Below are 13995 nucleotides of genomic sequence, written 5' to 3'. Positions count from 1 at the left end.
TGCCGTCACTTGCGCCAAAAATGCCCCCTTCTTATATACGCCGCACAGCCGAGCCGGGTATGGGAACATGCCATGGCACCGGCGTTTTCACTGAACAGGGGCCGTCGTCCGGAACGCCTCGCATTGGGTCCAGACGGCCTGCTTACGCGGAGAGAAGAAAGAAAATGGCTAAAGTAATCGGTATCGACCTTGGAACGACCAATTCCTGCGTCGCCGTCATGGACGGCAAGGACGCCAAGGTGATCGAGAATGCCGAGGGCGCGCGCACCACGCCGTCGATGGTAGCCTTCACCGATGACGGCGAACGTCTCGTCGGCCAGCCGGCCAAGCGCCAGGCGGTCACCAATCCCGAAAACACCATGTTCGCCATCAAGCGCCTCATCGGCCGCACCTTCCAGGATCCGACGACCCAGAAGGACAAGGACATGGTGCCGTACAAGATCGTCAAGGCCGCCAATGGCGATGCCTGGGTCAAGGCGCGCGACACCGACTACTCCCCCTCGCAGATTTCCGCGATGATCCTTCAGAAGATGAAGGAGACGGCCGAATCCTATCTCGGCGAGAAGGTCGAGAAGGCCGTCATCACCGTTCCGGCCTATTTCAACGACGCCCAGCGTCAGGCGACCAAGGATGCCGGCAAGATTGCCGGTCTGGAGGTGCTGCGCATCATCAACGAGCCGACGGCGGCCGCCCTGGCCTACGGCCTCGACAAAAAGGACGGCAAGACGATTGCCGTCTACGATCTTGGCGGCGGCACGTTCGATATCTCGATCCTCGAGATCGGCGACGGCGTCTTCGAGGTGAAGTCGACCAATGGCGACACCTTCCTCGGCGGCGAGGATTTCGACATGCGCCTCGTCGAATACCTTGCGGCGGAGTTCAAGAAGGAACAAGGCATCGACCTCAAGGGCGACAAACTCGCGCTCCAACGCCTGAAGGAAGCCGCCGAAAAGGCCAAGATCGAGCTGTCCTCGTCCGCGCAGACCGAGATCAACCTGCCCTTCATCACGGCCGACCAGACCGGCCCGAAGCACCTGACGATGAAGCTGACGCGCGCCAAGTTCGAGAGCCTCGTCGACGATCTCGTGCAGCGCACCGTGGGCCCGTGCAAGGCCGCGCTGAAGGATGCCGGCCTCAATGCGGGCGAGATCGACGAAGTCGTCCTCGTCGGCGGCATGACGCGCATGCCCAAGGTCCACGAGGTCGTGAAGCAGTTCTTCGGCAAGGAGCCGCACAAGGGCGTCAATCCGGACGAGGTCGTCGCCATGGGCGCGGCGATCCAGGCCGGCGTTCTGCAGGGCGACGTCAAGGACGTGCTGCTGCTCGACGTGACCCCGCTGTCGCTCGGCATCGAGACGCTGGGCGGCGTGTTCACGCGCCTGATCGAACGCAACACGACGATCCCGACCAAGAAGGCGCAGACGTTCTCGACGGCCGAGGACAACCAGTCGGCCGTGACGATCCGCGTCTTCCAGGGCGAGCGCGAAATGGCCGCCGACAACAAGGCGCTCGGCCAGTTCGATCTCGTCGGCATTCCACCCGCACCGCGCGGCGTGCCGCAGATCGAGGTTGCCTTCGACATCGACGCCAACGGCATTGTCAACGTCTCGGCCAAGGACAAGGGCACCGGCAAGGAGCACCAGATCCGCATCCAGGCGTCGGGCGGCCTTTCGGACGCCGACATCGAGAAGATGGTGAAGGACGCCGAAGCCAATGCGGATACGGACAAGAAGCGCCGTGCCGCCGTCGAGGCGAAGAACCAGGCCGAAAGCCTGCTTCACTCGTCCGAAAAGTCGCTGAAGGATTATGGCGACAAGGTTTCGGCCGAGGACAGGAAGGCGATCGAGGACGCAATCGCGGACCTGCGCAGCGCGACCGAAGGCGACGACGCAGAGGCGATAACCGCCAAGACCAATCATCTGGCCGAAGTCTCGATGAAGCTCGGCCAGGCCATGTATGAAGCCAGCCAGGCGGAAGCGGCCGAAGCCGACGCCAAGGCCGATGCGCAGAAGAGCGGCGAGGACGTGGTCGACGCCGATTTCGAGGAAATCGACGACAATGACGACAAGAAGAAGTCGGCCTGACCTGATCGGCCGACGAATCGGGAACCCGGCCGTGCGCCGGGTTTCTTCGTTTAGATGCCGGCTGTTGCCGAAATACGCATGGCGGATGGTCCTGCCTATGGCATATCGGCCGCAGGCTTCCTAAATCGGGCAGCTAAGGCGCCGCGCTTCGGCTCGAGGCGATCGCGCCGTCCTTCGCCCAATCTTGAGACTGAACCAGGGATGACCATGAAGGCCGACTATTACGAGACCCTCGGAGTGCAGAAGAGCGCTGACGAGAAGGAATTGAAGGTCGCCTTTCGCAAGTTGGCCATGCAGTACCACCCCGATCGCAATCCAGGCGACCACGAGGCGGAGAAGAAGTTCAAGGACATCAACGAAGCCTATGAAGCGCTGAAGGACCCGCAGAAGCGGGCGGCCTACGATCGGTTCGGCCACGCCGCCTTCGAGCAGGGCGGATTCGGCGGCGGCGGTGGAGCGGGCTTCGGGCAGGCAGGCGGTTTCGCAGACATCTTCGAGGACATCTTCGGCGAAATGATGGGCGGCCGCCGACGCGGCGGCGCCAACAATCGCGGCGCCGATCTGCGCTACAATATGGAAGTCACGCTCGAAGAGGCCTTCGCCGGAAAGACAGCCCAGATAAGGGTGCCGTCCTCGATGGCCTGCGACGAATGCGCGGGCTCCGGCGCCCGGCCCGGCACGCAGCCCGTCACCTGTTCGATGTGCGGCGGCGCGGGGCGCGTGCGGGCGCAGACGGGCGGGTTCTTTTCCGTCGAACGGACGTGCCCGCAATGCCAGGGCCGTGGCCAGACGATCCAGGACCCGTGCCGCAAATGCGCCGGCCAGGGCCGCGTCACCGAGGAGCGCGCCCTGTCTGTCAACATTCCGGCGGGCATCGAGGATGGCACGCGCATTCGCCTCGCGGGCGAGGGAGAAGCGGGTCTGCGCGGCGGGCCGTCCGGGGATCTCTATATCTTCCTGTCGCTGAAGCCGCACGAATTCTTCCAGCGCGACGGCGCGGATCTTTACTGCAAGGTGCCGATCTCGATGACGACGGCCGCGCTCGGCGGCGCTTTCGAGGTCGCGACGCTCGACGGCACGCAGACGCGCGTGAAGGTGCCCGAGGGCACCCAGCACGGCCGCCAGTTCCGCATGAAGGGCAAGGGAATGCCGATCCTGCGCCAGAATCAGGTCGGCGATCTCTACATTCAGGTGGCGGTCGAGACGCCGCAAAGCCTCTCCAAGCGCCAGCGCGAACTGCTGGAGGAATTCGAGGAACTGTCCTCCACGGAGAACAGCCCGCAATCCTCAGGCTTTTTCTCGCGCATGAAGGACTTCTTCGAATCCTTCGGGAACTGAGAACCCCGATTGCGCCACACGATTGCGTGCGAGCGACATGTTTGTCCTTGTTCCGTCGCACTTGGCCTGTAGTCTCCGCCATCATCTCAGGAGGGACGAAGGCGAAATGAAGAGCGGATTGCAGAAGCTGACGCGTCGGTTCGACGAGGAACTGAAATTCTTCAAGGGCTGGATCGATCAGCCACGTGCCGTCGGCGCGATGCTGCCGACGAGTTCTGTCACCGCGCGCAGCATGGCCTCCGTCATTAACACTTCGTCGGGTCTGCCCGTCTTGGAACTCGGACCCGGCACTGGCGTCATCACCAAGGCGATCCTGGAGCGCGGCGTCGCGCCGGAGAAGCTTTATTCGATCGAGTATTCCGCCGACTTCGTCGAACATCTTCAGGTCGAGTTCCCGCAGGTTCACATTATCGAGGGCGACGCCTTCGATCTCGATGCGACGCTCGGCGACAAGAGAGACCTCGTTTTCGATTCGATCGTCTCCGCAGTTCCACTGCTCAATTTTCCCGTCGATCGGCGCGTCGCCTATGTCGAGGATCTTCTGGCGCGCATCCCTCATGGGCGGCCGGTCGTCCAGATCAGCTACGGCCCGAAATCTCCCGTCCCGCCCGGCCGCGGCAACTACACGGTCGAGCACCACGATTTCGTGTTTCGCAACCTGCCGCCGAGCCAGCTCTGGCTCTATCGACGCCAGCTCGCCTGACCTTTGACAAGCACCGGCAGGCGCTTTAATCGCCTTGGAAGCGATGAGAGGCGGTATGCAGGCAGCACCCAGAATTCTGGTCTTCGCCGGATCGACCCGGACCGGAGCGTATAGCGGCCAGACGGCCGATGTGGCGCAATCCGAGCTCGGGGCGCAAGGCGCCGATGTGACCCGCATCTCGCTTGCGGACTATCCGATGCCGATCGTCGATCAGGATCTCGAGCGCGAACACGGCGTTCCGGAAAATGCGCTTCGGCTCGCGCGCCAGATCGCGGCGCATGACGGGCTCCTGATTGCGAGCCCCGAATATAATTCCTCCATCCCGCCCTTGCTGAAGAATGCGATCGACTGGGTCAGCCGCGTCCATGCCGACAATGGCAAGCCGTTCAAACCCTATGCCGGCAAGGTCGCCGGCCTCTGCTCGTCGTCGGACGGAAATTTCGCCGGCATTCGGGGGCTTTACCATCTGCGCGCCGTTCTGATGAATTGCGGCGTCGAGATCGTCACGCCGCAATGCTCGGTTGCGCGGGCGGGCGAGGCTTTCGACGAGAACGGCCGCTTCAAGGACGAGCGCACCCGCAAGGCCATGGAAAATGTCTGCCGAACGCTGATCGAGCGCACGCGCCTGCTCTCGCCGAGAATGAGATAATGAAAGCGGACAACCGCCTGATCGTCGGTCTCGACGTTCCGACGATCGCCGATGCCGAACGGGTTGTGAACGACCTCGACGGGCTCGCGACCTTCTACAAGATCGGCTACCAGCTCGTTTTCGCCGGCGGGCTGGAGTTTGCCCGCGACCTTGCCGCCGAGGGCAAGCATGTCTTCCTCGACATGAAACTCCTCGACATCGACAACACGGTCGCGAAGGCCGTCGAGAACGTCGCGAAGATGGGCGTTTCGATGCTGACTGTGCACGCCTATCCGAAGACGATGCACGCGGCTGTCGAGGCGGCGCGCGGCAGCGACCTTTGCCTTCTCGGCGTCACGGTCCTGACCTCGATGGACGCGGCCGACCTGGCGGATGCCGGCTATCGCGACGACCCCGCGACGCTGGTCGCAAACCGGGCCGAGCAGGCACGCGCCGCAGGCATGGGCGGCATCGTGTGCTCGGCGGCGGAAGCGGCGCGCGTGCGCGGCATCGTCGGCTCCGACATGGCGGTCGTCACGCCCGGCATTCGCCCGGCCGGAGCCGACCATGGCGACCAGAAGCGCGTGGTGACGCCCGCAGACGCCTTGCGCGCTGGCGCCAGTCACTTGGTCGTCGCACGCCCGATCATTGCCGCGCCGGACCGCCGGGCGGCCGCAAGCGCCATTCTCGACGAAATGCAAACCATCCAAGGGAGATGAACATGGCCAAGGGTTACTGGATCGCACATGTCGATGTCCGCGATCCCGAGCGCTACAAGGATTACGTGTCGACCGCCAAGCCGGCCTTCGAGCGCTATGGCGCGAAGTTCCTGGCCCGCGGCGGCACCCATCATGCCATGGAAGGCAAGGGGCGGGCGCGCAATGTCGTGATCGAATTCGCTTCGATGCAGGACGCGCTCGACTGCTACAATTCGGCCGAATACCAGGCGGCCAAGGCGATCCGCCAAGAAGTGGCGGATGCCGAAATGACCATCATGGAAGGTTACGAGGCGTAGTCACGCCTCCAATGCGTCGACCAGCCGTTCCGCGCAGTTGCGGAACGGGTCGACGGTCGGCAGGTCCATCTTCGCCTCGACTTCTGCGAGATAGGCGCGCGCCTCGGATTCGGGCATCGCCGCCGTGTTGATCGAAATTCCCACGACCTTGCAATCGGGATTGACCATTCGCGCCATGGTCAGCGCCAGATCGCGCAGCGCCTCGAGCGTGGGCAGCTTGTAGCCCGGAAGACCGCGCATGTGGTTGCGCGTCGGCTCGTGGCAGAGCACCAGCGCGTCGGGCTGGCCGCCATGGATCAGCGCCAGCGTCACGCCCGAATAGGAGGCGTGGAAAAGGCTGCCCTGTCCCTCGATCAGGTCCCAGTGGTCGGCATCGTTGTCGGGCGTCAGCCATTCGATCGAGCCGGCCATGAAATCGGCGATCACCGCGTCGAGCGGCACGCCCTCGCCGGTGATCAGGATGCCGGTCTGGCCGGTGGCGCGGAACGTTGCTTTCATGCCGCGCGCGCGCATCACCTTTTCCATGGCCAGCGCAGTGTACATCTTGCCGACTGAGCAATCCGTGCCGACGGCGAGGCACCGCTTGCCGCTGCGCTTGACGCCGTTTGCGATCGGATAATCGACGGTCGGGATGCGCACGTCGATCAGTCTTGTGCCGTAGCGCTCGGCGGCTTCGACGAGTTCGGGCACTTCGGAGAGAAGATCGTGCAGGCCGGACGCAACGTCCATGCCGGCCTCGATCGCTTCCTTCATCACCGCGATCCAACTTTGCGAGATGACGCCGCCGCGATTGGCTGCGCCGATCACCAGCGTCTTCGCGCCCGCAGCCTTCGCCTCGGATATCGCCATGTCCTTCAAGCCGAGATCGGCCTTGCAGCCTTCCATGCGGAACTGGCCGACGGACAGATCGGGCCGCCAGTCCTTGATGCCGTTGGCGACCTTGGCCGCAAGCGGATCGGGCGCGTCGCCCAGAAAGAGCAAATAAGGGGTCTTGAGCATTGCGAACCTCGATATCCGGAACGGGACCGTTGTCGCATCTCGCTCGACATGCCTCAAGGGCGAGACCGGTGTGGCTTTAGGGCCAGATGCGCTTTTGCCCATTGGTGCAAGCATGGAGTAAGGGCTTCGGGACAACTGGGTCTGGCAGCGCTGCCATTTTGCGGTTCTCATCCTTTGCGCGTGGTGTTAGGAGGGAAGATCATGAGGAGGGAGGAATGATGATCGATCTGACGGGCCGAACCGCGCTCGTGACCGCCGCCGCGCAGGGGATCGGTCATGCGAGCGCGATTGCATTGGCGCGAGCGGGCGCGACGGTCGTTGCGACCGACATCAATTCTGAAGGTCTCACGGCATTTCAAGGCGTGCGAGGCATTACGGCACGGCCGCTCGATGTCCTCGATCCGACGGCGATTTCGTCACTGGTCGGTGAACTCGGACGGATTGATATCCTGTTCAACTGCGCCGGCATCGTTCATGCCGGCACCGTGCTCGACTGCACGGACGATGAGTTCGACTTCGCCTTCGCGCTGAACGTCAAGGCGCAGATCCGCATGATCAAGGCCGTGCTGCCGGGTATGCTGGAGCGTCGCGACGGCTGCATCATCAACATGGCGTCGGTCGCTTCGAGCGTGAAGGGCGTGCCCAATCGCTGCCTTTACAGCGCCTCCAAGGCAGCGGTGATCGGCCTGACGAAATCAGTCGCCGCCGATTATGTGGCGCAGGGCATCCGCTGCAATGCGATCTGCCCGGGAACAGTGGACAGCCCGTCGTTGCACGAAAGGCTGAGGGCGCAGGGCGACTACGAGGCGGCGCGATCAGCGTTCATCGCACGTCAGCCGATCGGACGCATAGGGACGGCCGAGGAGATCGCCGATCTTGTCGTCTATCTGTCGGCGGCAAGCTATACGACCGGCGCGATTCACCTGATCGACGGCGGCTGGGCGATCTGATCAACAGGAAGGGAATGACGCATGAAATTGCTGCGCTATGGCGAGCCGGGGCAGGAGAAGCCGGGGCTACTCGATGCCGGGGGACGCATCCGCGATCTCTCGGGCAAGGTCGCCGACATTTCAGGTGAGGCGCTGACGCCGTCCGGGCTTGCGAGCCTCGCCAGGATTGATCCGGCGAGCCTGCCGCAGGTTGACGGCAATCCGCGCATCGGCCCCTGCGTGGGCGATGTTGGCAAGTTCATCTGCATCGGCCTCAACTATGCCGACCATGCCGCCGAAAGCGGCGCCAAGGTTCCACCGGAACCGATCATGTTCATGAAGCCGCGTTCGGCTATAGTCGGGCCGAATGATGAGGTTCGCATTCCCCGCGGCTCCGTGAAAACGGATTGGGAGGTCGAGCTCGGCATCGTCATCGGAAAGACCGCGAAATACGTGTCGGGAGCCGAGGCGCTGTCGCATGTTGCTGGTTATTGCGTCGTCAACGACGTGTCGGAACGCGAATACCAGCTCGAGCGCCACGGCACCTGGGACAAGGGCAAGTGCTGCGACACGTTCGGGCCGATCGGGCCGTGGCTGGTGACGGCGGACGAGATAGCGGACCCGCAGAATCTCGGCATGTGGCTGGAAGTCGACGGACACCGCTATCAGGACGGCTCGACCAAAACGATGGTCTACGGCGTCGCCCATCTCGTTTCCTATCTGTCGCAATTCATGACGCTACATCCGGGCGATGTCATCGCCACCGGCACGCCGCCCGGCGTCGGCATGGGTCAGAAGCCGCCCGTCTATCTGAAGGCCGGCCAGACGATGCGTCTGGGCATCGAGGGACTGGGCGAGCAGAACCAGCGGACTGCCGCAGACTGACCCGCGCAAGACTATCTGAAAAATGAAAAGGCCGGCACACGTATGCGTCGGCCTTTTCGCCGCTTCTCCTGGAGAAAGCCTACTCCTTCACCGCGCCCGTCATCGACGACACGTAGTAGTCGACGAAGAACGAATAGAGGATGACGACCGGCAGCGAGCCGATCAGCGCGCCGGACATCAACGCCCCCCATTCATAGACGTCGCCGCGCACGAGCTCGGTCAGGACGCCGACGGGCACGGTCTTGTTCTCCGACGAGGAGATGAAGGTCAGCGCATAGATGAATTCGTTCCACGACAACGTGAAGGCGAAAATACCGGCCGAGATCAGGCCGGGAATGGCGAGCGGCAGGACGATCTTGGTCAGGATCTGCCAGCGGCTCGCCCCGTCGACGAGGGCGCTTTCCTCCAGTTCGAAGGGGATCGAGCGGAAGTAGCCCATTAGTAGCCAGGTGCAGAACGGGATCAGGAAGGTCGGGTAGGTGAGGATGAGTGCAAGACGCGTGTCGTAGATGCCGAACTGGAACACCATGAAGGCGAGTGGAATGAACAGGATTGAGGGCGGCACGAGATAGGCGAGAAAGATCATCAGCCCCGTCACCCGCGCGCCCGTGAACCGCACCCGCTCGATCGCATAGGCGGCGAAGACCGAGGCGGCGAGCGACAGGATCGTCGAGAAGACGGAGACGATCATCGTGTTCCACAGCCATCCTGGATAGGAGGTCTGGAACAGGAGATACTTGATGTGATCGAGCGTCGGCCCGACGACCCAGAACGGGCTGTAGTCACGATAATTCGTGAGCTGGTGATTGGGCTTCACGGCCGTCACGGCCATCCAGTAGAACGGGAACAGCAGGACGAAGACGAAGACGAGGAGCGGCAGGTAGACGACGACGATGCGGCGCATCAGCGTGTCGTACTGCCCCATGCCGACGATGTCGTCTTCGGCGGGTTTGGCGGCGATTGCGTTGTCGGTCATGGACATGTCCTCAATCGGCTGCGCCCTGCTGCCATTTGCGGCGTTGCAGGCCGAAGAAGCTGAACAGGATCGCGCCGAGCAGGAACGGGATCATCGCGACCGCGATCGCGGCGCCTTCCCCGAGTTGCCCGCCGGGAATGGCGCGCTGGAAGGAGAGCGTCGCCATCAGATGCGTCGCATTCACCGGTCCGCCGCGCGTCAGGACGTAGATCAACTGGAAGTCGGTGAAGGTGAACAGCACCGAGAACGTCATCACCACGGCGATGATCGGCGTCAGCAGCGGCAACGTGACATAGCGGAACCGCTGCCAGGAACGTGCGCCGTCGAGCGCTGCCGCCTCATGCAGCGATTGCGGGATCGTTTGCAGGCCAGCCAGGAGGCAGATCGCGACGAACGGAATACCGCGCCACACATTGGCGGCGATCACTGAAGCGCGGGCGAGATTCGGGTCGCCCAGGAAGTTGATCGGGCGTTCGACCAGACCCCATTCCATCAGCACGAAGGAGATGATGGAAAATTGCGAATCGAAGATCCACCAGAAGGCCAGCGCAGAAAGCACGGTTGGCACAACCCAGGGCAGGAGGATGATCGCGCGGAAGAAATTCTTGAACGGCAGATGCTGGTTGAGGACGAGCGCAAGCCACAGGCCGAGCGCGAATTTCAGCACGGAAGCGACGAAGGTGTAGAGCAGCGTGTTGAAGACCGAGAGCCAGAACACGTTGTCGTTCCAAAGCCACACATAGTTCTCGAGGCCGATGAAGATTCCCGGACGGCCGATCGACGTATCGGTGAAGCCGAGCCAGACGCCAAGGCCCAGCGGATAGGTCAGGAAACACAGCAGGAAGGCTGCCGCAGGAAGCATGAACAAAAGGCCGAGCCCGTTGCGGCTTTCGCTAAGGCGCGCCAGCATCGATGTGCGAGGCCGGGAGGACGTGACGTCGTCGCCTTCCAGGGTCGTGGACATTGGCGTGAACTCCTCACCGGGTAGACATGGGCTCAGGCGAAAGCGCCGGGCTCGAAAAAGCCCGGCGCTCGCCGCGTCAGACGCGGTAGTACCGGTTGATGCGCCGTTCGGCGTTTGCAATGGCGTCTTCGGGTGTGCGTTGCCCGGTGACGGCCTCGGCGAACATGTCGACGAGGACATAGTCGGCCATGACTGCCGCCGACGCATAGCCGAGCGGGCCGGGCCAGCCATTCGGCCGCAGGCTCGCCGAAGCCTTCGAATATGGCTCGTGGATCGGTGAGGACGTCCAGACCGGGTTCGATTCGAATGCGCGCAGGGGCTGGCAGCAATAGGCGCTGGCGCCCTCGATCCACGCGTTCATGTTGTCGGCTTCGTACATGAAGGCGAGATAGGCTTTGGCGGCTTCGGGGTAGGGCGTGTGATTGAAGATCGCCAGCGTCGACGTCTGGTGCAATTCGACCGACTCACCGACCGGTCCGATCGGCAGGGTCGTGGTGCGGATGTCGTCGGCGATCTCCTGCATGGCCGCATCGTTGCGGGCCGCATAGTAGAGCGAGACGCCATTGGCGACGAGCGAGCACTGGCCGGCGAGGAAGGCGCGGTTGTTGTTGATGTCGAGCCAGCTTTCGGTGCCGGGGATGAATGTCGCGTAGAGAGCCTGCGCATATTCGATGGCGGCAAGCGTTTCCGGGCTGTTGATGGCCACCGTACCGCTTTCGTCGACCATGCGTCCACCGTGGCTCCACAGCAGCCAGTGCGCGTAGTTGTTGCCGTCGCCGACGGCCTTGCCATGCGGAAAGCCAGCCGGCGTGCCGTTGGCCTGCAATGCCTTGCATAGTTCCAGGAAGCCATCCGTGTCGTTCGGAAACTCCGAGAAGCCGGCCGCTTCCACATGGCTCGCGCGATAGCAGATCGCGTTGCCGATGGCGCAGAGCGGCAGGGCGATGAAGCCGTCGTCGCGGCGCGCATAGCCTTCGAGGCCGGGATACCAGCCGCCATGCGCCTCACCCAGCGCGGTGCCGAGTTCGGTCACGTCGACCAGCTTGTCGGGATATTGATGGACGTCATCGAACCAGCCCATCACCAGATCGGGGCCTGAGCCGATATTGGCGGCGACCGCCGCCTTGGGCCGCACGTCCTCCCAGCTTTCCTGGTCGATCCGCACCTCGACGCCGGTAGCCTCGGTGAAAGCGCGCGTGTTGGCGTTCCACGCATCTTCCTCGGCCTTGACGAAGGGAACCCAGCGCAGCAGCCTCAGCGTCGCGCCGGATTCCGGCGTGTAGGTGGGCATGGCATTTTGGGCAAAAGCGCGCCGCGGCATGGTTATGCCGCCGAGCGCGGCCGTTCCGATAAGTCCGGCGGCACCTGTCATGATCTGTCTGCGATTGAACGTCATGTCATCTCCTCCTTCGTGTTTGGGACGCCTTGGGCCTCCCGCCCTCCTCGCCCGCTCCTCTGCCTCAGTCGGTAAGTCGCATCCCGCTGCCCGCGTCGAACACATGCACGGTGTGCGGATCGATCGCCACGTTCAGCGTTTCGCCTGGCGCAAGCGCCACCCGCTCGCGGAAGACGCAGGTCACCTGCGTTTGCCCGATCAGCCCGACGATCTGGCTTTCCGAGCCGGTCGGCTCGATCACCTGGACATTGAGTTCGACCGGCCCCCCCAACGAAAAGGCTTCCGGCCGGATGCCGTAGACAAGTGCCTTTCCGCGAGCCGACCGGATGTCCTGCGGGGCCGGCAATGCGACGCCGTCGTCGGAGACGAAGCGGGTCGGATCGGCATCGTCTATGCGCCCGTTGAGGAAGTTCATCGCGGGCGAGCCGATGAAGCCGGCGACGAAGAGATTGGCGGGGTTGTCGTAAAGATCGAGCGGCGCCCCGATCTGCTCGACGATACCGTCATGCATGACGACGATCTTGTCGGCCATCGTCATCGCCTCGATCTGGTCGTGGGTGACGTAGACCGTGGTCGTGGTCAGTCTCTGGTGGAGGTTCTTGATCTCGGTGCGCATGGACACGCGAAGCTTGGCGTCGAGATTGGAAAGCGGTTCGTCGAAGAGGAAAACCTGCGGATCGCGCACGATGGCCCGGCCCATGGCCACGCGCTGGCGCTGGCCGCCCGAAAGCTGCCGTGGGTAGCGGTGCAGCAGACTGGAAAGTCCGAGGATTTCAGCTGCCGGCTTCACACGTTCCTCGATCTGCGCTTTCGGCACGCCGGCAAGCATGAGCGAGAACGACATGTTGTCGGCGACAGTCATGTGCGGGTAGAGCGCATAGTTCTGGAACACCATCGCAATGTCGCGTTCCTTGGGCGGCAGGTCGTTGACGACCCGGTTGCCGATGCGGATTTCGCCCGAAGTGATGTGCTCGAGACCGGCGAGCATACGCAGCAGGGTGGATTTGCCGCAGCCGGATGGACCGACCAGGATGACGAACTCGCCGTCCTCGATATCGACGCTGACACCCTTTATGACCGGGTGATTTCCGAAGGATTTGCGTACGTCGTCGATTTCGACTGACGCCATTGGATGTTCTCCCTGGTTTCCCGTGCGCCGGCTGAAATGCGAGCGCGCTATCCGCGCCCGACGAACGGCATCGTGTTTGCCATGACGGTTATCGTCAGGACGTTGGTTCCGAGCGGTAAACCGGCCATGTAGACGACCGCGTCGGCGACATCGCGCGGGTCGATCGTCGCCTCGGCGGCGATCCGCCCGTCGGCCTGCAACACGCCCTTTGAAATCGTGTCGGTCATCTCGCTCGCCGCATTGCCGATATCGATCTGGCCGCAGGCGATGTTGTGAGTGCGACCTTCCAGCGACGTCGCCTTGGTGAGCCCGGTGATCGCATGTTTGGTCGCGGCGTATGGCGCCGAATTGGGTCGCGGGGTGGTCGCCGACACAGACCCGTTATTGATGATCCGGCCACCCTTGGGAGACTGCGATTTGAACAGGCGCACCGCCTGCTGGGTGCAAAGAAATGCCGAGGTCAGATTTGACCCGACGACAGCATTCCAGTCCGCAAAATCGACCTCTTCCAGCGGCACGGGCGGCGCGTTGATGCCGGCATTGTTGACCAGAAGATCGAACCTGCCATGGCGAACCACGATCTCGTCGAAGAGGCGCTGCACCGCCTGGGGATCGGCGAGGTCGGCCACGAGGGCCGTCACCGCCATGCCGTCGCGCCCAAGCCGGGCCACGGCGTCTTGAAGGACCGGACCGCGGCGCCCGGTGATGACCACCTGCCATCCCGACTTTGCCAGCGCGGTCGTGATTGCGAGGCCAACCCCGGTACCGCCTCCCGTCACCAGTGCGACGGAAACCTTTTTTTGGGCATGATCAGCCATGCGGCATGTTCCGCACCGTCGACGTCACAGCACTCCTCCCCGGTACAACCTGACCGTTCGCAAACGGGTCGGCGGGCAACCTGGAGCAAACGGGTAACGCATCGTCAAATTGCTGGCAAGTAATATTTGGC

The 13995-nt window shown here is 63.2% G+C and carries 14 protein-coding genes; 8 read left to right on the top strand and 6 right to left on the bottom strand.

Features of this window, described 5'->3' with window-relative positions; translation table 11 throughout:
* Positions 1-164: 164 nt before the first annotated feature.
* From dnaK to PZ895_RS13805, 6 genes are all read left to right on the top strand, one after another.
* A complete protein-coding gene (gene dnaK, locus PZ895_RS13830) occupies positions 165-2084 on the top strand; it encodes a molecular chaperone DnaK (protein ID WP_275839567.1) in 1920 nt (639 codons plus the stop codon).
* Positions 2085-2291: 207 nt separating this feature from the next.
* Entirely contained in the window at positions 2292-3422 is a 1131-nt protein-coding gene (gene dnaJ / locus PZ895_RS13825; RefSeq protein ID WP_275839808.1) for a molecular chaperone DnaJ, read from the top strand.
* 106 nt (positions 3423-3528) lie between these two features.
* The gene (pmtA, locus tag PZ895_RS13820) at positions 3529-4125 is read left to right on the top strand and encodes a phospholipid N-methyltransferase PmtA (protein WP_275839566.1); all 597 of its coding nucleotides are present in this window, start codon (positions 3529-3531) and stop codon (positions 4123-4125) included.
* 55 nt (positions 4126-4180) lie between these two features.
* On the top strand, positions 4181-4774 hold the full coding sequence (locus tag PZ895_RS13815; RefSeq protein ID WP_275839565.1) for an NAD(P)H-dependent oxidoreductase: 594 nt from the start codon (positions 4181-4183) through the stop codon (positions 4772-4774).
* Complete coding sequence (gene pyrF / locus PZ895_RS13810; protein WP_275839564.1) at positions 4774-5472, top strand: orotidine-5'-phosphate decarboxylase; 699 nt, start codon at positions 4774-4776, stop codon at positions 5470-5472. Before PZ895_RS13815 ends, pyrF begins: the two co-directional genes overlap by 1 nt.
* A gap of 2 nt (positions 5473-5474) precedes the next feature.
* Positions 5475-5768 carry a DUF1330 domain-containing protein gene (locus PZ895_RS13805; protein ID WP_275839563.1) on the top strand — a complete coding sequence of 98 codons (294 nt, stop codon included), beginning with the start codon at positions 5475-5477 and terminating at the stop codon, positions 5766-5768.
* Here PZ895_RS13805 and dgcN read toward each other — a convergent pair whose 3' ends face one another.
* Entirely contained in the window at positions 5769-6767 is a 999-nt protein-coding gene (gene dgcN / locus PZ895_RS13800; protein ID WP_275839562.1) for an N-acetyltransferase DgcN, read from the bottom strand.
* A gap of 215 nt (positions 6768-6982) precedes the next feature.
* Between dgcN and PZ895_RS13795 the strand changes: the two genes are divergently transcribed.
* Both PZ895_RS13795 and PZ895_RS13790 read left to right on the top strand, forming a co-directional pair.
* Positions 6983-7717, top strand: a complete 735-nt coding sequence (locus PZ895_RS13795; RefSeq protein WP_275839561.1) for an SDR family oxidoreductase — start codon at positions 6983-6985, stop codon at positions 7715-7717.
* A 21-nt stretch (positions 7718-7738) separates the two neighbouring features.
* Positions 7739-8581 (top strand): ureidoglycolate lyase, encoded by an 843-nt coding sequence (locus PZ895_RS13790; RefSeq protein ID WP_275839560.1) that lies wholly within the window; start codon positions 7739-7741, stop codon positions 8579-8581.
* A gap of 79 nt (positions 8582-8660) precedes the next feature.
* Here PZ895_RS13790 and PZ895_RS13785 read toward each other — a convergent pair whose 3' ends face one another.
* The 5 genes from PZ895_RS13785 to PZ895_RS13765 form a co-directional block, all read right to left on the bottom strand.
* A complete protein-coding gene (locus tag PZ895_RS13785; protein ID WP_275839807.1) occupies positions 8661-9506 on the bottom strand; it encodes a carbohydrate ABC transporter permease in 846 nt (281 codons plus the stop codon).
* Between the two features lie 61 nt (positions 9507-9567).
* A complete protein-coding gene (locus PZ895_RS13780) occupies positions 9568-10521 on the bottom strand; it encodes a sugar ABC transporter permease (protein WP_275839559.1) in 954 nt (317 codons plus the stop codon).
* Positions 10522-10597: 76 nt separating this feature from the next.
* A complete protein-coding gene (locus tag PZ895_RS13775) occupies positions 10598-11917 on the bottom strand; it encodes an ABC transporter substrate-binding protein (RefSeq protein ID WP_275839558.1) in 1320 nt (439 codons plus the stop codon).
* Between the two features lie 64 nt (positions 11918-11981).
* A complete protein-coding gene (gene ugpC / locus PZ895_RS13770) occupies positions 11982-13046 on the bottom strand; it encodes a sn-glycerol-3-phosphate ABC transporter ATP-binding protein UgpC (protein ID WP_275839557.1) in 1065 nt (354 codons plus the stop codon).
* Between the two features lie 47 nt (positions 13047-13093).
* A complete protein-coding gene (locus PZ895_RS13765; protein ID WP_275839556.1) occupies positions 13094-13864 on the bottom strand; it encodes an SDR family oxidoreductase in 771 nt (256 codons plus the stop codon).
* Positions 13865-13995: the final 131 nt, after the last annotated feature.

The sequence above is a fragment of the Mesorhizobium sp. YIM 152430 genome, assembly GCF_029210365.1.
Taxonomy (GTDB): domain Bacteria; phylum Pseudomonadota; class Alphaproteobacteria; order Rhizobiales; family Rhizobiaceae; genus Aliihoeflea.
This window is presented reverse-complemented; position numbering and strand designations above follow the sequence as displayed.